General features: G+C 73.2%; 14 protein-coding genes. 7 read left to right on the top strand and 7 right to left on the bottom strand.

Annotated elements, in window-relative coordinates; translation table 11 throughout:
• Positions 1-3: 3 nt before the first annotated feature.
• From BKA00_RS14245 to BKA00_RS14215, 7 genes are all read right to left on the bottom strand, one after another.
• Positions 4-1,098, bottom strand: coding sequence for an alpha/beta hydrolase (locus BKA00_RS14245; RefSeq protein ID WP_185025349.1), 1,095 nt, complete (start codon positions 1,096-1,098; stop codon positions 4-6).
• A gap of 134 nt (positions 1,099-1,232) precedes the next feature.
• Entirely contained in the window at positions 1,233-4,166 is a 2,934-nt protein-coding gene (locus BKA00_RS14240) for a helix-turn-helix transcriptional regulator (protein WP_185025348.1), read from the bottom strand.
• 250 nt (positions 4,167-4,416) lie between these two features.
• The gene (locus BKA00_RS14235; protein ID WP_185025347.1) at positions 4,417-5,850 is read right to left on the bottom strand and encodes a rhamnulokinase; all 1,434 of its coding nucleotides are present in this window, start codon (positions 5,848-5,850) and stop codon (positions 4,417-4,419) included.
• 103 nt (positions 5,851-5,953) lie between these two features.
• The gene (locus BKA00_RS14230) at positions 5,954-6,574 is read right to left on the bottom strand and encodes a LutC/YkgG family protein (protein WP_185025346.1); all 621 of its coding nucleotides are present in this window, start codon (positions 6,572-6,574) and stop codon (positions 5,954-5,956) included.
• On the bottom strand, positions 6,571-7,992 hold the full coding sequence (locus BKA00_RS14225; RefSeq protein WP_221493873.1) for a LutB/LldF family L-lactate oxidation iron-sulfur protein: 1,422 nt from the start codon (positions 7,990-7,992) through the stop codon (positions 6,571-6,573). The genes BKA00_RS14230 and BKA00_RS14225 overlap by 4 nt, the downstream gene beginning before the upstream one ends.
• Positions 7,993-8,075: 83 nt before the next feature.
• Positions 8,076-8,789 carry a (Fe-S)-binding protein gene (locus tag BKA00_RS14220; RefSeq protein ID WP_185025344.1) on the bottom strand — a complete coding sequence of 238 codons (714 nt, stop codon included), beginning with the start codon at positions 8,787-8,789 and terminating at the stop codon, positions 8,076-8,078.
• The gene (locus tag BKA00_RS14215) at positions 8,786-9,856 is read right to left on the bottom strand and encodes a LacI family DNA-binding transcriptional regulator (RefSeq protein ID WP_185025343.1); all 1,071 of its coding nucleotides are present in this window, start codon (positions 9,854-9,856) and stop codon (positions 8,786-8,788) included. The genes BKA00_RS14220 and BKA00_RS14215 overlap by 4 nt, the downstream gene beginning before the upstream one ends.
• Before the next feature lie 312 nt (positions 9,857-10,168).
• Between BKA00_RS14215 and BKA00_RS14210 the strand changes: the two genes are divergently transcribed.
• The 7 genes from BKA00_RS14210 (at position 10,169) to BKA00_RS14180 (ending at position 19,814) form a co-directional block, all read left to right on the top strand.
• Positions 10,169-11,707, top strand: coding sequence for a sugar ABC transporter ATP-binding protein (locus BKA00_RS14210; protein WP_185025342.1), 1,539 nt, complete (start codon positions 10,169-10,171; stop codon positions 11,705-11,707).
• A gap of 4 nt (positions 11,708-11,711) precedes the next feature.
• Positions 11,712-12,800: an ABC transporter permease gene (locus tag BKA00_RS14205; RefSeq protein WP_185025341.1), complete on the top strand. Its 1,089-nt coding sequence runs from the start codon at positions 11,712-11,714 to the stop codon at positions 12,798-12,800.
• Positions 12,797-13,786, top strand: coding sequence for an ABC transporter permease (locus tag BKA00_RS14200; RefSeq protein WP_185025340.1), 990 nt, complete (start codon positions 12,797-12,799; stop codon positions 13,784-13,786). The genes BKA00_RS14205 and BKA00_RS14200 overlap by 4 nt, the downstream gene beginning before the upstream one ends.
• 78 nt (positions 13,787-13,864) lie before the next feature.
• Complete coding sequence (rhaS, locus tag BKA00_RS14195) at positions 13,865-14,950, top strand: rhamnose ABC transporter substrate-binding protein (RefSeq protein WP_185025339.1); 1,086 nt, start codon at positions 13,865-13,867, stop codon at positions 14,948-14,950.
• A 57-nt stretch (positions 14,951-15,007) separates the two neighbouring features.
• Entirely contained in the window at positions 15,008-15,337 is a 330-nt protein-coding gene (locus tag BKA00_RS14190) for an L-rhamnose mutarotase (RefSeq protein WP_179847793.1), read from the top strand.
• A gap of 29 nt (positions 15,338-15,366) precedes the next feature.
• Complete coding sequence (gene rhaI, locus BKA00_RS14185) at positions 15,367-16,581, top strand: L-rhamnose isomerase (RefSeq protein ID WP_185025338.1); 1,215 nt, start codon at positions 15,367-15,369, stop codon at positions 16,579-16,581.
• A gap of 2 nt (positions 16,582-16,583) precedes the next feature.
• Positions 16,584-19,814: a family 78 glycoside hydrolase catalytic domain gene (locus BKA00_RS14180; RefSeq protein WP_230299093.1), complete on the top strand. Its 3,231-nt coding sequence runs from the start codon at positions 16,584-16,586 to the stop codon at positions 19,812-19,814.
• The last annotated feature ends 26 nt before the right edge of the window (positions 19,815-19,840 follow it).

Below are 19,840 nucleotides of genomic sequence, written 5' to 3'. Positions count from 1 at the left end.
CGCTCAGCCCGCCTTCCGCTTGAGGAAGTCCACGACCTGCGGGAACACCTCGGTGGCGGAGGCGGCGCCCATGAACGGGTCCTGATGGCCGTAGCCGGGCAGGACCGCCAGTTCGTGCAGCCCTGGAGTGATCTTCTCCAGGGTGCGGTGGCAGACGATGTTGGAGTCGGTGAACACGTGGTTGCGGTCTCCGGTGAGGAACAGGATCGGCGTCGTGACCGTGGCGGCGCGCGACAGGTAGTCGTCGGGCAGCGCGGCCGACCGGGGGTCGCGCGGGTGGCGCTTGACCGCGCGGCCGGCCTTCACCATCGCGTGCAGGTGCCGGTAGTAGTTGACGTTGCAGGCCCCGAACAGGTCGGGCAGCCGGCCGTGCGTGACGGGCGACATCTTGGCGTGCGTGAAGATCGGCTTTCCGCCGCCCCACATGAAGCTGAGCATGTGGCAGGCCGGCTCGCGGCACTCGCGGTGGAACGGGGCGACGGCCTTGGCGAGCATCCAGCCGCGCGTCAGCAGGGGGGCGTTCGCGTACCGGGGGTCCAGGTGGCAGGGCCCGAGCACGTACTCCATGAGGGCCGGCCCGTACCCGAGCTTGATCTTCGACCAGCGCGGGGTGCGCGGGGTGAGCGAGACGCTGTTGCAGACCAGGCTGGTGACGCCGGTGACGGTGGCGGCGAACAGCGCCATCGAGAACGAGATCGCGCCCACGCAGTGGGAGATCACGTGGACCCGGCGGTCCCCGATGTGGCGCCGCAGCTCGGCGAGCACCGCCGGGTGGTCGTGGAGCGCGATGGCGTCCAGATCGTGGCGCGAGGCCTCGGCGTTGTAGGGGAACCGTCCGCTGATCCGCAGGTCGGCCGCCCACACGTCGCCGAACCCGGCGTCGTGGAGGTGGTTCACCAGGTTGGCGTGCTCCGGCATGATGTACATGTCGCTGGACGTGGTCAGCCCGTGCAGCAGCAGGACGACGTCGTCGCAGTCGTTCCGGCGGAAACGGGTCAGGTTCAGGCCGAGGCCGTCCTCGGTCGCGAAGGGGTGCGCGGACACCTCGGCGTCGGCGACGCCCGCGTGCGTGAAGCGCGCGATCCGCTGCTGCTCCATGTCCATCTCCTCCGCTTCCTGACGGTCCAACCCTGCCAAACGCCGAGATCGGCGCGGCATCGTGGATAACCCGTACTTACGGTTCCGGGATCACCCGCCCGACGTACGGGACGTACGTGAAGTAAGAGTCGGATCTACTCGGAACGGTTCATCGCGGTCGCGACGCCGACCCGGGAGGACACGCCGATCTTGCCGAAGACGCGGGAGAGGTGGGTCTCGACCGTCCGGACGCTGAGGTACAGCCGCTCGGCGATCTGCTGGTTGCTGTTCCCCTCGGCGACCAGCAGCGCGATCTCGTGCTCGCGCGGGGAGAGCCCGAACGGCAGGTCCTTCCCGCCCTTGGCGCTCCGCGCGGGCGCCCCGGGGGAGGGGACCCGGACACCGAGCCGGCGCTGCTCGCGCACGACCTGCGCCAGCAGCCCCTTCATCCCGCACGACTCGAAGACCTCCGCGGCGGCGCGCAGCCGGTCCCGGGCCCGGGCGCGGTCGCCGGCGGCGGCGTGCGCGAGCCCGGCGGCCAGTTCGGCGCGTCCGGCCTCGGGCCGCCGCCCCGCCTTGGCGAGCAGGTCGGCGGCCTCCGCCGCCACCGCCGCGGACCCGGCCGGGTCGGCGGCGCGCAGCGCGTGCGCCCGGGTCAGCCGGGCCAGGCCGGTGTCGCCGGCCAGCAGCGGGTCGGCGATCGCCTCGGCGATGTCGGCCCAGTTCGCGGCGTCGGCGCCGTCCTCCTGCGCGGCGCGGACCGCCGCGAGCGCCTCCGCGCAGATCACCAGGGTGCTGAAGTCCAGGCCGAGGGTGCCGTCGCCGCAGGCGGCGATCAGCGCGGTGGCGCCCTCCTCCAGCCGGCCCTCGTTGATCACCGCGATGGCGCGGGCGACGTGCGCCATGTGCGTCCACCACTCGCCCGACCCGGTGTCGTTGGCGACGGCCTCGTCCCCGGCCCGCAGCGCCCGCTCGTGGTCGCCCATCAGGGACGCGGTCAGGCACTGCTGGATCAGCCCGTAGGCCAGCACCTCCTGCGAGCGCAGGTCGCGGCCGACCGCGGCGGCCTCGTCGGCGACGGCGGCGGCCTCCTCCAGCCGCCCCAGCTGGGCCAGGACGCGCGACTGCCCGGACAGCATGTAGCCGAGGACGAACGTCTGCCCGGTCGTGCGGGTGATCGACACCAGCCGCTCGGCGTGCCGCAGCGCCTCGTCGTACATGCCGAGGAACGACTCGGCGAAAACCAGCCAGGCGAAGCAGTCCAGGCAGTCGGCGAAGTCGTGGTCGGACGCCGCGGAGAACAGCCGGTCGGCGGTCTGGGCGCGGGCGATCGCCTCCGCGACCTCGCCGCGCCCGTAGGCGACCATCGGGCGCATCGCCGCGACCGCCGCCGTGAGGCCGGAGCCCCACCCGGGGGCGCTGTCGGGGATCGTCTCCAGGATGGCGTGCGAGCCGCGGGTGTCGATCCGCTGGATCCGGTCGGCGACGAGCCGGATCCGCAGCAGCACCGCCTCGGGGGTCTGCCGGTCGGTGCTGCGGCGCAGCTCGTCCAGGACCAGGGCGCGGGCCTCGTGGATCCGGCCGAGCTGGCGCTCCATGATCGCGCACATGTGCACGGTGCGGGCGCGGCGGACGGTGTCGTCCTGGGGCAGCAGCCCGAGCAGCGTGCGGGCGGTCTCGCGGCCCTCCTCGGCATGGCCGCTGACGGCCTGGACCTGGGCCAGCTCGACCAGCAGCTCCACCCGGTCGGGAAAGGCGTCGGCGGCGGCGCCGGGCATCAGGTCCAGCGCGGCCTGTAGCCAGTAGGCGGCGGTCGCGGGCGCCTGCTGCGCGACGGCACGGGCGGCCTCCAGCAGCGTCCGGATCGCCTCGGCGTCGCCGAACCGCGCCGACCGCACCACGTGGTGCGCGCGCACGGCCGCCGGGGCGCCCAGCTCCGCCAGCCGCTCCGACACCCGCGAGTGCGCGGCGATCCGCCAGCCCGCCGCCGTCGAGGCGTAGGCGACGTGGCGCACCAGGGGGTGGCGGAACCGGAACCGGCCGCCCGGCGCGGGACGCACCACGTCGTGGCCGGTCAGCACGTCCAGGGCGGTGAGCGCGGCGTCGCGGTCCATCTCGGCCGCGACCGACGCGAGCGCGGGCTCGAACACGTCCGCGGCCACCGCCGCGCCCTGCGCCATCAGCAGCGCCTGCGGCGGCAGCGCGCTCAGCTCGACCTGCAGCGCCGCCCGCACCGCCGGCGGCACCTCGGTCAGGTTCGCCACGCCCTTCTCCCAGTGGCGGTCCAGCCCGGCGCCGGTCGCGGGCACGGCCCCGCCCGCCATCCTGGCGAGCGCCTCAAGGTAGAACGGGTTGCCGCCGCTGGCCTTGAACAGCGCCTCGCACCGCGCGCGGCCGACGTCGGGGCCGAGGAACTCGCGGACCTCGCTCTGGCTGAGCGGGTCGACCGCCACCCGCACGCCCTGCGGGCCCGCCGCGTCCACCAGGGCCGCCAGCCGCGGCGACGCCTGCGCGGGACGGTAGGCGACCGCCAGCAGCACCCGGGCCCGCGGCGGATGCCGGACCAGGTGGTCCAGCAGCTCGATCGTCGCGTCGTCGGCCCAGTGCAGGTCGTCCAGGATCAGCACCAGCCCGGACGGCTCGGCGAGCGCCTCCAGCAGGTGCCGGACGGTGCGGTGCAGCTGGTAGCGCGCCACCCGCGACTCCGGCGAGGCGGCGGGCGGGTCGCCGGACAGGTCGGCGAGCGCGGGGAACACGGTGCCGAGCAGGCGCAGCGCGCCCGGCGGCAGGTCGAGGGCGTGCTCTTCGAGGCGGTCGTCGAGCGCGTCGACCACGGCGCCGAACGGCATCTCCTGCTCGAACTCGGCCGCGCGCCCCGCGACGAACGGCAGCTTGCGGGCGATCGCGCCGTCGGCGAGCTCGTTCAGCAGCCGCGTCTTGCCGGCGCCGGGCTCGCCGACCAGCGCGACGAGGCCGTAGCCGTCCTCGACCGCGTCGAGAGCGCGGTCGATCCGCTGCAGCGCGTCCCGGCGCCCCACCAGCGGAGCGTTGCCGGGACCCCCGGCGGCATGGGCCGCACGACCCTCCATGTCCACACCCCAACAGCGACAGGCGGCCGATACGCCGTGACCATGCTTCTTGTTGTGGTACCTCTGAACGAGCGGGATTTACCTTATCGGGTGGAACGTCAATAAGGCGGGACAACACGCCCTGCCTGCGCCTTGCCCGCTCGCGACGGCGTCCTTGGACCGTATGTACATAGCTATGAACGGCCCTCGCGCGGCCCATGTCAACCTCGGGAGGGTAAACCGTCCCGCGACCGTGACATCCGCCGCCGGGTCAGCCCTCCAGGCCGAGGCGGGCGGCCGCCTCGGCCCAGCGGGCCTCGTCGCCCGACGGCTCGTAGCGGCGCAGGTCCTGGGTGGCGGCGACCAGGGCGCGGGACTCGGCGAGGTCCCCGACGGCGCCGTGCGCGCGGGCCTGCGCCAGCACGTTGCCGAGAGCGGTCGCCTCGACGGGCCCGGCCACCACCGGCAGTCCGCTCGCGTCGGCGGTCAGCCGGCACAGCAGGTCGTTGCGGCTGCCGCCGCCCACCAGGTGGACGACGTCGATCTCCCGCCCCGACAGGCGCGCCGCCTGGCGCAGCGCGGCGCGGTGCGCGAGGGCGAGGCTGTCGAGGATGCAGCGCACCGTCTCGGCGCGGGTGGACGGCTCGGGGAACCCGCGGCGGCGGCAGTGCGCGGCGATGCGGGCCGGCATGTCGCCGGGCGGCAGGAACTCGGGGTCGTCGGGGTCGATGAGGCGGCGCAGGCCGGGCACGTCCGCGGCCGCGGCCACCAGGCCCGGCAGGTCGGCCTCGCCCCAGGTCCGCAGGGACTCCTGGATGAGCCACAGGCCCATCACGTTGCGCAGGTAGCGGACGGTCCCGTCGACGCCGCCCTCGTTGGTGAAGTTGGCCTTGCGGCTCTCGTCGGTCAGCACGGGGGCGTCCAGTTCCACGCCGACCAGCGACCAGGTGCCGCACGAGATGTAGGCGAACCGGTCCGTGGCGGCGGGGACGGCGGCGACGGCGGAGGCCGTGTCGTGCGAGCCGACGGCCGTGACGCGCAGGGCGCCGTGGCCGATCTCGGCCGCCACGTCCGCGCGCAGGGTCCCGATGTCCGCGCCGGGGTCGTGCAGCGGCGGGAAGATCCGCGCGGGAAGGCCCAGCCGGTCGATGAGGTCCGCCGACCAGGTGCCGCCGCGGACGTCCAGCAGCCCGGTGGTGGAGGCGTTCGTGCGCTCGGCGCCGACCTCCCCGGTGAGCCAGTGGGCCAGCAGGTCGGGGACGAGCAGCAGCGTCGCGGCCCGGGACAGGTCCTCGGCCGCGAGCTGGTAGATCGTGTTGAACGGGAGGAACTGCAGGCCCGAGGTCCGGTAGAGCAGGTCCTCGCCCAGTTCGGCGCGCACCCGCTCCATCACGCCGTCGGTGCGGGCGTCGCGGTAGTGGACGGGGTTGCCGAGCAGCCTGCCCTCCGCGTCGAGGAGCCCGTAGTCGACGGCCCAGGAGTCGATGCCGACCGAGGACAGGCCGCGCGGGGCGGAGCGGAGCCCGTCCAGGACGTTGCCGTAGAGGCCGAGGATGTCCCAGTGCAGGGTTCCGTTGACACGGACGGGACGGTTCGGGAAGCGGCGGATCTCCTCCAGGGCGAGGGTGCCCGGCCCGACGCGCCCGGCCATCACCCGCCCGCTGGACGCCCCGAGATCGACGGCCGCGAACATCGCTTCACTCATGCTGTGTCTTTGTGGGGGGCGACCCCCCACACCCCCCGGTTCGCTTCGCTCATGCTGTGTCTTTGTGGGGGGGCGACCCCCCACACCCCCCGGTTCGCTTCGCTCATGTGAGGACCAGAACCTCCAGAGTCCGCGGCCCGTGCACGCCCTCCACCCGGGACAGCTCGATATCGCTCGTCGCGGACGGCCCCGACACGAACGTCAGCGGGCGCCGCGGGTCGAGCCGTTCGAGCGCCTCGGGCACGTCGGCGGCGACCTGGCCGGCGAGGACGACGATCAGGTGGTAGTCGGGCACGAGCGACAGGGCGCGCGGCCCCTGGCCGGCGCCGTGGTCCAGCACGATCGTGCCGGTCTCGGCGACCGCGGCCGCGCAGCCGGTGACCGCCCCGGCGAGACCGTCGAGGTCGGCGGGCGACGGGTCGCGCACGAGCGCCGCGCCGGTCGCGGACGTCCACTCCTCCGGCAGGCCGGAGGGGACGCCGTAGGCGCCGGGACGGGCCGCGAGCCGTTCGGCGACGGCCGCGGCGACCTCGGCCTCCGCGACCCGCAGGACGGTCGCGCGGTAGTCGGCGACCCGCTCGGCGAACAGGTCGATGACCGCCCCCTCGTGGTGGCGGCGCAGGTAGCCGCGGTCGATCCGGTCGTAGGCGGCCGCGACCTCGGCGGCGGGCCGGCCGGGAGCCGCCCGCTCGATCCGCCGGAGGATCTCCTCGCGCGCGTTCACCGTTCCCCCTCCTCGCGCCCGCCGCCGGTCCGGGCCCACCAGGCGCGGAACGACTCGGGCGGCGGCGCGGGCGCGTCCCGCGTCTCGGTCCAGGCGCGCAGCGGCCCGGGCAGCCGCCGGATCCGGCCGCCGCGCGCCACGGCGCGGCGGCTCGCGGACGCGGCGCGCTGCGCGAGCGCGAGCCGGGTGGGGGAGCGCAGCGTCCACCCGGCCGCGGCCATCGCCACCCGCTCCAGCGGATGGCGGGGCCCCTTCTCGACGGCGCGGGCCCGCAGGTGCACCAGCACCTCCGGGATGTCGATGGCGACCGGGCACGCCTCGAAGCAGGCCCCGCACAGCGTCGACGCGTACGGCAGCGACGCGTCCACCTCCGACTCGATGCCCCTGATCTGCGGGGACAGGATCGCGCCGATGGGGCCGGGGTAGGGCGAGCCGTAGGCGTGGCCGCCCGCGCGCTGGTAGACCGGGCACACGTTCAGGCACGCCGAGCAGCGGATGCAGCGCAGCGCCTGCCGGCCCACCTCGTCGGCCAGGGTGGCGGTGCGGCCGTTGTCCAGCAGGACGAGGTGGAAGTCGCGGGGGCCGTCGCCGGGGGACACGCCCGTCCAGGTCGAGGTGTAGGGGTTCATCCGCTCGGCGGTGGACGAGCGGGGCAGCAGCTGGAGGAACACCTCCAGGTCCCGCCAGCTCGGCACGATCTTCTCCACGCCCATCACCGAGATGAGCGTCTCGGGGAGCGTCAGGCACATCCGGCCGTTGCCCTCCGACTCCAGCACGACGAGCGTGCCGGTGTCGGCGACGGCGAAGTTCACGCCCGACACCCCGACCTTCGCCGACAGGAATTTGGCGCGCAGGTGCCGCCGGGCCGCCTCCGCCAGCTCCGCGGGCGCGTCGGTCAGCCCCTCCGGGGCGTCGTCCATCGCGCGCAGGAAGATGTCGCGGATGTCGGAGCGGTTGCGGTGGATGGCCGGGACGAGGATGTGCGAGGGCCGGTCGTCGCCGAGCTGGACGATCAGCTCCGCGAGGTCGGTCTCGTAGGCGGTGATCCCCTCCTCGGCGAGGAACTCGTTGAGGCCGATCTCCTGCGTCGCCATCGACTTGACCTTGACGACCTCGGTCTCGCCGGTGGCCTTCACCAGGTCCGCGACGATCCGGTTGGCCTCGGCCGCGTCGCGGGCCCAGTGCACCGTCCCGCCCGCCTCGGCGACCTTGCCCTCCAGCTGCCGCAGGTAGTGCCCGAGGTTCGCCAGGACGTGGTCCTTGATCTGCTTGCCCGCCTCGCGGAGCTCGGGCCAGTCGTCCAGCTCGGCCACCGCGGCGGCGCGGCGCCCCCGGATCGTGGTGGTGGCGTGCGCGAGGTTCGCGCGCAGCCGCGGGTCCGCCACCGCGCGGCGCGCCGCGTCGGGGAACGACGGCATCCCGAGGTAGGTCGGCATCGCCTGAGCGGAGCGAACCGGGGGGTGTGGGGGGTCGCCCCCCCACGGGGTACGCGCCGTTGAGGTCATGCTGGCTCCTCCTGTGTCGAGGCGAGGATCTCGGCCAGGTGGACGGTCCGCACCCCGGCGCGGGTGCGGGTGAGGGCGCCGCCGATGTGCATCAGGCAGGAGTTGTCCGCCGCGCACAGCGTCTCGGCGCCGGTCTCCCGGACGGCGGTGACCTTGTCCGCGCACATCGCGGCCGACACCTCGGCGTTCTTCAGCGCGAACGTCCCGCCGAACCCGCAGCACTCGGCCGCGTCCGGGAGCTCGACCAGGTCGATGCCGCCGACCTCGCGCAGCAGCCGCAGTGGGCGGTCGCCGACGTGCAGCATCCGCAGCGAGTGGCACGTGGGGTGGTAGGTGACGCGGTGCGGGTAGTACGCGCCGACGTCGGTGACGCCGAGGACGTCCACCAGGAACTCCGTCAGCTCGTACACGCGGGAGGCGACCCCGGCGGTGCGCGGCGCCAGCCGGGGGTGCCAGTCGCGGATCATCGCCGCGCAGGACGCGGACGGCGTCACGACCGCGTCGTAGGGCTCGAACGTCTCCGCGAACCCCTTCACCAGCGGGAGCGCCTGCTTCCGGTAGCCGGTGTTGAGGTGCATCTGCCCGCAGCAGGTCTGCGACTCGGGGAACTCGACGTCGTGGCCGAGGCGCCGCAGCAGCCGCACCACCGCCTTGCCCGTCCCCGGGTACATCGTGTCGTTGACGCAGGTGAGGAACAGCGCGACCTTCACAGTGCCTTCCTCCCGAGGGCGGGGCCGCCCAGAGCGGAGCGGCTGGATTCGCGGACGACCAGCTCGGGCTGGAACATCACCTGCTGGTGGGCGTGCCCGCCCGAGTCGTCGCACTCCTCCAGCAGCAGCTCGGTCGCGATCCGGCCGAGCTGGTAGGTGGGCTGCCGCACCGAGCTGAGCGGGACGGCGGCCGCGGCCGAGAACTCGATGTCGTCGTACCCGATCAGCGCGACGTCATCCGGCACCTTGATCCCGGCCTGCAGCAGGACGCGCAGCACGCCGAGCGCGAGCAGGTCGTTCGCGCAGAAGATCGCGTCGGGCAGCGGCGGGCCGGCCTCCAGCAGCCGGCGGGCCGCCTCCTGCCCGGACCGGGCGTTCATCGCCCCGACGGCGACCTCGCGCATCGCGTCCCGGCCGAGCCCGGCGGCGCGCAGCGCCCGCAGCGCGCCCTTGCGCCGGTCGACGCACTGGCGCAGCACGGCCGGGCCGGTGACGAGCGCCAGCGTCCGGGCGCCCGCGTCCAGCAGCTCGCGGACCGCGAGCTCGCCGCCCGCGACGTCGTCCACGGCGACCGAGCACTGGTTGGCGCGCGGCGTCGGGTGGTCGAGCAGGACCACCGGGACGCCCCGCTCGCTCAGCCGGTCGGCGGCCTCGCCGTCGTCGCCGACCGGGGTCAGCAGGACGCCCCGGACGCGCTGCTCGGCGAACACCCGCAGGTTGCGCAGCTCCCGCTCGTCCGACTCGCCCGAGGAGGACAGGATCACCGCGTAGCCGCGCTCGCTGGCGGTGTCCTCCACGCCGCGCGCCACGTCGGTGAAGAACGGGTTGGCCAGGTCGAGGACCATCAGCCCGATCGTGCTGCTGTGCCCGGCGCGCAGCGTGGACGCCGAGCCGTTGCGGACGAAGCCGAGATCGCGGATCGCCTGCTCGACGCGGGCGCGGGTGGCCTCGGCCACGCGCTCGGGCCGGTTGAGCACGTTGGACACGGTGCCGGGGGAGACGCCGGCGTGCGCCGCGACCTGCTTGATGCCGACCGTCCGGCGCGGCGGCGCGGAGCGGCCGGTCACGTCTGCGCCCAATCTGTGTGCCCCCGAGTCGTCCGCTGCTGTGTCGCCGCTCACTTTGGGTCATTCGATTAAAACGTGTCAACCCGAGGAGGGGGTCCACCAGGCGCGAAACCGGACGGCCGGTCCTGGCCGCGAACGGATTCCGAACTTCACCGACCCTTGCGGATACGGGCTTTCCGCAGCGTCGGGCAGTGGTGGCGGCACGTTCCCCTCTTGACGGGTGCTCCGGGTCACATCTAGCGTCCTCCGCAACATCCTGTTAAAACGTTTTTCATCTGTACGTCACAGACGACCCCCGCGAGGAGGGCCGCGATGAGTGCACCGGGCCGCTCGGCGCCGCCGACATTGGCACTGGTCAACGTGAGTAAGTCGTTCGGCGCGGTCCGCGCGCTGCAGGGGGTCACCCTGGAGCTCCACGCGGGCGAGGTGCACGCCCTTGCGGGGGAGAACGGCGCCGGCAAGTCCACCGTTGTAAAAACGTTCGCAGGCGTGCACCGCCCCGACGCGGGCGAGGTGCGGGTGGACGGCGAGCCGGTGGCCTTCAACGGCCCCGCCGACGCGCAGGCCGCCGGAGTCGCGGTCATCTACCAGGAGCCCACGCTGTTCCCCGACCTGTCGGTCGCGGAGAACATCTTCATGGGCCGCCAGCCGCGCGGCGCGCTCGGCCGCATCGACCGCCGCGCCATGCACGCCGAGACGGCCCGGCTGTTCGATCGGCTCGGCGTCGCGCTGGACCCGCAGCAGCCCGCCCGGGGCCTGTCGATCGCCGACCAGCAGGTCGTCGAGATCGCCAAGGCCATCTCCCGGGACGCGCGGGTGCTCATCATGGACGAGCCGACCGCGGCGCTCACCGGCCAGGAGGTCGCCCGCCTGTTCGCCGTGACCCGCAGCCTGCAGGAGCACGGCTGCGCGGTGCTGTTCATCTCGCACCGGCTGGAGGAGATCTTCGAGATCTGCCGCCGGGTCACGACGCTGCGCGACGGCACCTACGTCGGCACCGACATGGTCGCCGACATCACCCCCGACGACCTCGTCCGCCGGATGGTCGGCCGCGACCTGGACGCGCTCTACCCCAAGCAGGACGTCACGCCCGGCGAGGTCGCGCTGAAGGTGAGCCGGCTGACCCGCGAGGGCGCCTTCACCGACGTCTCCTTCGAGGTCCGCCGCGGCGAGATCGTCGCGCTGGCCGGGCTGGTCGGCGCCGGCCGCAGCGAGGTCGCCCGCGCCGTCTTCGGCGTGGACCGCTGGGACGCCGGGACGGTCGAGGTCGGCGGGCGCGCGCTCCCGGCGGGCAGCCCCACGGCCGCGATGTCGGCCGGGCTGGCGCTCGTCCCCGAGGACCGCCGCCAGCAGGGCCTGGTCATGGACATGTCGATCGAGCGGAACATGGGCCTGACCCAGCTGAAGGCGCTGCGCCGCGAGACCGGCCGCGGGGGCCTGATCTCCCGGAAGGTGGAGCGGGACCGCGCCGCCGACTGGGGCCTGCGCCTCCAGCTGAAGTACTCCCGCCTCAGCGACGCCGTCGGCGTCCTGTCGGGCGGCAACCAGCAGAAGGTCGTGCTCGCCAAGTGGCTGGCCACCGAGCCGGCCGTGCTGATCGTGGACGAGCCGACCCGCGGCATCGACGTCGGCACCAAGGCCGAGGTGCACCGCCTGCTGTCGGAGCTCGCCGCGCAGGACCTGGCGGTGCTGATGATCTCCTCCGACCTGCCGGAGGTGCTCGGCATGGCCGACCGGATCCTCGTCATGCACGAGGGGCGGCTGACCGCGCAGATCGCCCGCGCGGACGCGACCGAGGAGAGCGTGATGGCCGCGGCCACCGGCCGCCCCGGCACCGGAAAGGCGGCCTGAGCCGATGACCGTCCTCACCCAGTCCCCGGCCAGGCCGGAGTCGGGCGGCCCGCCGGGCGGCGGGCGCCGCCTCGTCGAGATGGTGCTGCGCGCCCGCGAGCTGAGCATCCTCGGCGCGCTGGTCGTGCTCGTGCTCGGCACGACGATCGCCAACCCGCGGTTCCTGTCCGGCCAGGGCCTCAAGGACATCTTCCTCAACGCCTCGATCCTGGTGCTGCTCGCCGTCGGGCAGAGCATGGTCGTCGTCACCCGCAACATCGACCTGTCGGTCGGGTCCGTCGTCGGGCTCGTCGCGTTCAGCGCCGGGAAGTTCGCCTCCGGCGGGGACCGCAACGTCGTGCTGGTCGTGCTGGTGGGCGTCGGGATCGGCCTGGTCTGCGGGCTCGTGAACGGGCTGCTGGTCAGCTTCTGCCGGGTGCCCGCCCTCGTCGTCACCCTCGGCACCCTGTACGTGATCCAGGGGCTCGACTACCGCATCGCGCACGGCGACCAGATCGGCGCCGCGGACCTCCCGGCGTCGCTGCTGAGCCTCGGCAACGACGGGATCCTCGGCATCCCCTACCTGCCGATCATCACCGTGGTGGTGATGGCGGCGGTCGGCTACTACCTGCGCTCCTACTCCTCCGGGCGCGAGTACTACGCGATCGGCTCCAGCCCGGAGGCCGCGATGCTCGCCGGCGTGCCGATCCGCCGCCGGGTCCTCACCGCCTACCTGGTCAGCGGCGCCCTCGCCGGCCTCGCCGGGGTGCTGTGGCTCGCCCGGTTCGGCACCGTCGTCGCGGACGCGGCCAACGGCTGGGAGCTGAAGGTCGTCAGCGCCGTCGTCGTCGGCGGCGTCGCCATCACCGGCGGCGTCGGCACCGTGTACGGGGCGGCGCTCGGCGCGCTGCTGCTCACCACCATCGGCAGCGTGCTGGTGGTGCTCAAGGTCAACTCGTTCTGGCAGGACGCGATCACCGGCGTCCTGCTGCTGCTGGCCATCAGCGTCGACCGGCTGCTGGCGCTGCGCGTCACCCGGGCGCTGAAACAGCGGTCCCTGGCGTCGGCCGCGCACCGCGCCGCCGCCCCGGAGAGCAAGGAGGGACGGTCATGAGCCGCCTGATGCGGTGGGAGACCGCCGTCACCCTGCTGCTGGTCCTGGTCTTCGCGAGCGGCGCCGGGTTCTCGCCGGACTTCGCCAACAACGACAACCTGTCGTTCGCGCTGGACGACCTCAGCGAGATCGCGCTGATCGCGCTGCCGATGACGCTGCTGGTCGTGTGCGGGCAGGTGGACCTGTCGGTCGCCTCGATCCTCGGGCTGTGCAGCGCCCTCACCGGCAAGCTGTGGGACGGCGGGATGTCCATCGAGGCGATCATCCCGCTGGTGCTGGTCGTCGGCGTCGTGTGCGGGCTGGTGAACGGCCTGCTGGTGACAAGGCTCGGGCTGCCGTCCCTGGCCGTGACGATCGGCACGCTGACCCTCTACCGGGGCCTGGCGTACGTGACGCTCGGGACCGGGGCGGTCTCGGAGTTCCCGACCGCCTACACCGACCTCGCGACGTCCTCCATCCCGGGCACACCGATCCCGTACCCGGTCGCGCTCTTCGCCGTTCTCGCCGCCGTGACCGGCGTCGTCCTGCACGCCACCGGCGTCGGGCGGTCGCTGTTCGCGATCGGCGCGCAGGAGGACGCCGCCTACTTCGCCGGCATCCGCGTCAAGCGCATCAAGCTGATCCTGTTCGCGGTGTCCGGCCTCGTCGCCGGGTTCGCCGGCGTCGTCTACACGCTGCGCTACGGCAGCGCCCGCGCCGACAACGGCATCGGCCTGGAGCTCGCCGTCATCGCGGCGGTGCTGCTCGGCGGCGTCGACTTCGACGGCGGCAAGGGCACCCTCGGCGGCGTCATCGCGGCCGTGCTGCTCATCGGCCTGCTCCGCAACCTGCTGATGCTCAACGACGTCTCCACCGAGGTCCAGTCGATCGTCACGGGCCTGCTGCTCATCATCAGCGTCCTCACGCCGCGGCTGATCGCCGTGGCGCGCGAGGCCCGAGGCCGGCGGCGGGGCGCGAGACCCGCGGTCCCCGCCGCCGCACCCTGACGCACCGCACCACCCCCGCCCCCCCGCCGTACGCCCACCCACCCCGTAGCACGACCCGGAACTGTGAAAGGCACTCTGATGACCATTCGTTTGCGCGCCCCGCGCCGGCTGGCGGCCGCCGCCACGGCGGGCGCTCTGGCCCTCAGCCTGGCCGCCTGCGGCGGGACCACCAAGGACTCCGCGTCCGACTCGGGGGACGCCAAGGCCGGGGGGAACGCCTCGGCGAACCCGAACGCGCCGCTGAAGAAGGGCCTGAAGCTGGCCTTCCTTCCCAAGCAGGTCAACAACCCCTACGAGACGATCGTCGACAACGCCGGCATCGCGGCGGCCAAGGAGTTCGGCGGTGAGGCCAAGGAGGTCGGCCCGTCCGACGCCTCGGCGTCCTCGCAGGTCTCCTACATCAACACGCTGATCCAGCAGCGGCACGACGCGATCCTCATCGCCGCCAACGACGAGAACGCGGTGTGCGGGCCGCTCAAGCAGGCGATGTCCAAGAACATCAAGATCGTCGCCTACGACTCCGACACCAACCCCGACTGCCGGGACCTGTTCATCAACCAGGCCAGCTCCGAGGAGATCGGCCGCAGCGAGGTCAAGCTGCTGTCCGAGCAGATCGGCGGCGAGGGCGAGATCGCGATCCTGTCGGCGACCGCGAACGCCACGAACCAGAACACCTGGATCAAGTTCATGCAGGACGAGCTCAAGAAGCCCGAGTACTCCAAGATGAAGCTCGTCAAGGTGGCCTACGGCGACGACGACGACCAGAAGTCGTTCCAGCAGACCCAGGGCCTGCTGCAGGCGTACCCGAACCTGAAGGGCATCATCTCGCCCACCACGGTGGGCATCGCGGCCGCCGCCCGCTACATCTCCGGCTCCAAGTACAAGGGCAAGGTCGCGCTGACCGGCCTCGGCACCCCCGACCAGATGCGCAAGTTCGTCAAGGACGGCACGGTCAAGGGCTTCGAGCTCTGGGACCCGAAGAACCTCGGCTACCTCGCCGCGTTCGCGGCGGCGGCGCTGTCGTCCGGCCAGATCACCGGCGCGGAGGGCGAGAAGTTCAAGGCCGGCAAGCTCGGCGAGCGCACGATCGGCGCCAACGGCGAAGTGATCCTCGGCCCGCCGACCGTGTTCGACGCCAAGAACATCGACCAGTACCACTTCTGAGCCTGAGCGAAGCGAACCGCTAGGCGTGGGGGCCGCCCCCCACGAGGAGACACACAGATGTCCGGAAGCACGAAGCGCGTCTGCTTCCTGCTGAAGGTCAGGCAGGACCGCCTGGAGGAGTACAAGCTGCGCCACCAGGCGGTCTGGCCCGACATGCTCAGCGCTCTGCGCGACACCGGCTGGCACAACTACTCGCTGTTCCTGCGCGAGGACGGCCTTCTCGTCGGCTACCTGGAGACCGACGACTTCGAGGCCGCCCAGGAGGCGATGGCCCGCACCGAGGTGAACGCGCGGTGGCAGGCGGAGATGGCGCCGTTTTTCGAGGACCTCGACGGCCGCCCCGACGAGGGGATGCGGACGCTCCCCGAGGTCTTCCACCTGGACTGACCAGGTGACCGGATAGAAGAGAGGCAAGCGTGAACAACACCAGCGCGGTGAAGGACGCCCTGCGCCGCCAGCAGATCGAGACCCCTTCGTGGGCGTACGGGAACTCGGGGACCCGGTTCAAGGTCTTCGCCCAGCAGGGCGTGCCGCGCACCCCGTGGGAGAAGATCGACGACGCCGCGCAGGTGCACCGGTTCACCGGCGTCGCGCCCAGCGTGGCGGTCCACATCCCCTGGGACCGGGTGGACGACTACGCCGCGCTGGCCGCCCACGCCGAGAAGCGGGGCGTGCGGATCGGGGCGGTGAACACCAACGTCTTCCAGGACGACGACTACATGCTCGGCAGCGTCACCAACCCCGACCCGGCCGTCCGCCGCAAGGCCCTCGACCAGCTGCTCGAGGCGGTCGACATCATGGACGCCACCGGGTCCCGCGACCTGAAGCTGTGGTTCTCCGACGGCACGAACTACCCGGGGCAGGACGACATCCGCGACCGGCAGGACCGGATGGCCGAGGCCCTCGCCGCCGTCTACGACCGGCTCGGCGACGACCAGCGGTTCCTGCTGGAGTACAAGCTGTTCGAGCCGGCGTTCTACACGACCGACCTGCCGGACTGGGGCACCTCCTACGCGCACTGCCTGAAGCTCGGCCCGAAGGCGCAGGTCGTGGTCGACACCGGCCACCACGCGCCCGGCACCAACATCGAGTTCATCGTGGCGTTCCTGCTGCGCGAGGGGAAGCTCGGCGGGTTCGACTTCAACTCCCGCTTCTACGCCGACGACGACCTGATGGTGGGCGCCGCCGACCCGTTCCAGCTGTTCCGGATCATGTACGAGGTGGTGCGCGGCGGCGGCTACGACGCCTATCCCGGTGGGGGGACGACCCCCCACGCCCCCCGGCAAGAGAGCGGGGGAGCGGGCGTGGCGTTCATGCTCGACCAGTGCCACAACATCGAGCCGAAGATCCAGGGCCAGATCCGCTCGGTGATGAACGTCCAGGAGGCCACCGCGAAGGCGCTGCTGGTGGACGCCGACGCCCTGCGGTCGGCGCAGCGGTCCGGTGACGTCCTGGAGGCGAACGCCGTGTTCATGGACGCCTACAACACCGACGTCCGGCCGCTGCTCGCCGAGCTGCGCGAGGAGATGGGCCTGCACCCGGACCCGGTCGCCGCCTACAAGGCGTCCGGCTACTTCGAGCGGATCGCGGAGGAGCGCAAGGACGGCCAGGCGGCCGGTTGGGGCGCGTGAGCATGCCGCGCCGCCCCGTCGTCCTCGTCGCCGCCGCCGGGCTCGTCCTGGCCGTGGCCGTCCCCGCGCACGCCGTGGAGAACGCCGCCCTGGGCATCGGCGGCCTGGAGACCGAGCACGCCACGACACCGAACGCGGTCTCGGCCGCCAAGCCGCGGTTCGGATGGGTGCTGAGCGCGGGGGAGCGCGGTCAGCGGCAGACGGCCTACCGCGTCTCCGTCGCCACCGCCGACGGCCGCCACACCGTCTGGGACTCGGGCGCGGTCGGCTCGGCGCGCGGCTACGACGTGCGCTACGACGGGCCGGCGCTCAGGCCCGCCACCCGCTACACCTGGCGGGTCAAGGTCGCCGACGCCCGCGGGCACTGGACGCGCTGGAGCAAGACGACCTGGTTCGAGACCGCGCTCGGCGCGGACGGCTGGCGCGGCTCCTGGATCGGCGCCCCGGAGAACGCCGCGTCCACCCCCGACCTGCGCGGCACCAGCTGGATCTGGTACCCCGAGGGCGACCCCAAGACGCAGGCGCCCGCCGGCTCGCGCTACCTGCGCGGCGCGTTCGACCTGGCCGCGGTGCCGCAGGGCGCCCGCCTGGTCATGACGGCCGACGACGGCTTCACCGCCTGGGTGAACGGCGCCGAGGCCGGCGGCCGCGACCCCGACCCGGTGGCGGAGAACTGGCGGCGCCCCATCGTCGTCGACGTCACCTCCCACCTGCGGGCGGGCCGCAACGTCGTCGCCGTCAAGGCGACCAACGGCAAGGCCAGTCCCGCCGGGCTCCTCGGACGCCTCGAACTGCCGGGCCAGGACCCGAAGCAGTTCGACACCGGCGCGGCCTGGCGGGCCGCGGACGAGGAGCCGTCCGGGGACTGGAAGGCGGCGGACTACGACGACGCGGGCTGGCCGCAGGCCAAGGTGCTGGCGGCCTGGGGCGGCGCCCCGTGGGGCGAGGTGAACCCCGAGAAGCCCACCCTTCCCGAGCCGCTCCTGCGCCGCGACTTCACCGTCTCCGGCAAGAAGATCGCCAAGGCGCGGCTGTACGCGGCGGCCGGCGGCTACGCCGAGCTGAGCCTGAACGGCAGGCGCGTGGGCGACGAGGTCCTCCAGCCCGGGTTCGTCCGCTACGACAAGCGCGTCGAGTACGTCACCCGCGACGTCACCCGCATGCTGCGGCACGGCGGCAACGTGATCGGGGCACGGCTCGGCCGCGGCTTCTACGGCATGACGCAGAAGAACGCCTGGAACTGGAACGCCGCCCCGTGGACCGGCGAGCCGCGGCTGCTCGCCCAGCTCGTGGTCACCTACGACGACGGCAGCACCCAGACGGTCGCGACCGACGGGGGGTGGCGCTACACCGAGGGCCCCGTCCGCTACGACTCCCTCTACGGCGGAGAGACCTACGACGCCCGCGAGGACAAGCCCGGCTGGGACCGCCCCGGCTTCGACGCCTCGTCCTGGCGGCAGGCGGCGACGGTCACGGCCCCGACGGCCACCGTGGTGCCCGAGGAGCACGAGCCGATCAAGGTCGCCCGCACCCTGCGGCCCGTCGAGGTCACCAGCCCCAAGCCGGGCGTCCACGTCTTCAAGATGCCCCACAACACCGCCGGATGGGCCCGCATCCGGACCCGCGGCCCGAAGGGCGCGACCGTCAGCCTCAAGTACGGCGAGCGGCTCAACTCCGACGGGACCGTCCAGGCCGGCAACGGCCTCGTCACCGGGCGCTTCCAGACCGACGAGTACGTCCTGGCCGGGACCGGGGCCACCGAGACGTGGGAGGCCCGCTACAGCTACAAGGGCTTCCAGTACGTCCAGGTGACCGGCTGGCCGGGGGAGCCGCCGACCGCCGACGACCTCGACGGCCGCGAGGTGCACAGCGACCTGCGCTCGAACGGCTCGTTCCGCAGCTCCAACGACCTGTTCGACACGCTGGAGACCATCACCCGGCAGACCGTCGTCAACAACTGGCACGGCATCCCGACCGACACCCCCATGTACGAGAAGAACGGGTGGACGGGCGACGCGCAGCTCATGGCCGAGATGGAGATGGGCCGGTTCGACCTGCGCCGGCTGTTCGCCAAGTGGATGACCGACCACCGCGACAGCCAGGGCTCCGACGGCGTCATCCCGGGGATCGTGCCCGACAACGGCTGGGGCCTCGGCTCCTACGGCCAGGCGCCGCCGTGGCACGCCTCCTTCACCGAGATCCCCTGGCAGATGTACCAGCGGTACGGCGACCGCGACGTCCTCGCCGCGAACTACCCGGCGATGCGGGCGTACCTGGACGGCTGGCTCAAGCGCGCGGACGGGGAGGGGCTCTACCCGAGCAGCCTCAACGACTACCTCGCCCCCGGGTACAACGGCAACACCCCCGAGGACGGGCGCCTGCACGGCACCGCCTACACCTACTCCAACGCGCTGATCATCGCCGATGTGGCGGAGGTCCTCGGCCATGGCGACGACGCCGCCCGCTACCGGGAGGCCGCCGCCCGCGCCAAGGACGCCTTCAACAAGGCGTTCCTGCGCGGCGACGCCTACGTCACCAGGTCCGACCCCGGCTACCGGCAGACCAGCGCGCTGCTCGCCCTGGCCCTCGGGCTCGCGCCGCAGGAGTCGCAGAAGGCCGTGACCGACCGGCTCGTCCGGGACGTCGAGGAGCGGGGCGACCACCTCAACACCGGGGCGCTCGGCACCAAGTACCTGCTGACGGAGCTGACCAGGCGCGGGCACGGCGACCTCGCCTACCGCGTCGCCGACCAGCGCACCTACCCGGGCTGGGGGTACTGGGCCGCGAACGGCGCCACCACGCTGTGGGAGCGCTGGGACCTGGACTCCCGGTCGCGCGACCACGTGTTCCTCGGCGGCGCCGTCGGCGAGTGGTTCACCGAGGACCTCGCCGGGATCACTCCCGCCGCGCCCGGGTTCGACCGGGTGAGGATCGCGCCGCAGCCGGTCGGCGACCTGGCCTCGGTGAACGGCTCCGCGCCGACCCCGCACGGCCCGGTCGCGGTCCGCTGGACCCGGTCCGCCTCCGGGTTCGACCTGCGCGTGAGCGTCCCCGTCGGCGCCACCGCCGAGATCGAGGTGCCCGCCGCGTCCGCGGACCGGGTCGCCGAGAGCGGGCGGGCGCTGACCGCCGCCCGGGGCGTGCGCGTCCTCGGCGCCGGGCAGGGCGCCAACGGGAGCGTCGTCCGGGTGGAGGCCGCGTCCGGCACCTACGACTTCCACGTACGTCCGTGAAACCACGCACCCACATGAGGAGTATC

It is taken from the genome of Actinomadura coerulea, from assembly GCF_014208105.1.
In the GTDB taxonomy this organism is placed as follows: Bacteria; Actinomycetota; Actinomycetes; order Streptosporangiales; family Streptosporangiaceae; genus Spirillospora; species Spirillospora coerulea.
Note: the sequence above shows the minus strand (reverse complement) of the source record. Positions and strands in the feature narration are given on the sequence as shown.

What these genes read in the sequence shown, in the direction of transcription:
- BKA00_RS14245 (WP_185025349.1), bottom strand. Translation starts at nt 1,098, where the DNA reads ATGGAGCAGCAGCGGATCGCGCGCTTCACGCACGCGGGCGTCGCCGAC.
- BKA00_RS14240 (WP_185025348.1), bottom strand. Translation starts at nt 4,166, where the DNA reads ATGGAGGGTCGTGCGGCCCATGCCGCCGGGGGTCCCGGCAACGCTCCG.
- BKA00_RS14235 (WP_185025347.1), bottom strand. Translation starts at nt 5,850, where the DNA reads ATGAGTGAAGCGATGTTCGCGGCCGTCGATCTCGGGGCGTCCAGCGGG.
- BKA00_RS14225 (WP_221493873.1), bottom strand. Translation starts at nt 7,992, where the DNA reads ATGCCGTCGTTCCCCGACGCGGCGCGCCGCGCGGTGGCGGACCCGCGG.
- BKA00_RS14210 (WP_185025342.1), top strand. Translation starts at nt 10,169, where the DNA reads ATGAGTGCACCGGGCCGCTCGGCGCCGCCGACATTGGCACTGGTCAAC.
- BKA00_RS14205 (WP_185025341.1), top strand. Translation starts at nt 11,712, where the DNA reads ATGACCGTCCTCACCCAGTCCCCGGCCAGGCCGGAGTCGGGCGGCCCG.
- BKA00_RS14200 (WP_185025340.1), top strand. Translation starts at nt 12,797, where the DNA reads ATGAGCCGCCTGATGCGGTGGGAGACCGCCGTCACCCTGCTGCTGGTC.
- rhaS (WP_185025339.1), top strand. Translation starts at nt 13,865, where the DNA reads ATGACCATTCGTTTGCGCGCCCCGCGCCGGCTGGCGGCCGCCGCCACG.
- BKA00_RS14190 (WP_179847793.1), top strand. Translation starts at nt 15,008, where the DNA reads ATGTCCGGAAGCACGAAGCGCGTCTGCTTCCTGCTGAAGGTCAGGCAG.
- BKA00_RS14180 (WP_230299093.1), top strand. Translation starts at nt 16,584, where the DNA reads ATGCCGCGCCGCCCCGTCGTCCTCGTCGCCGCCGCCGGGCTCGTCCTG.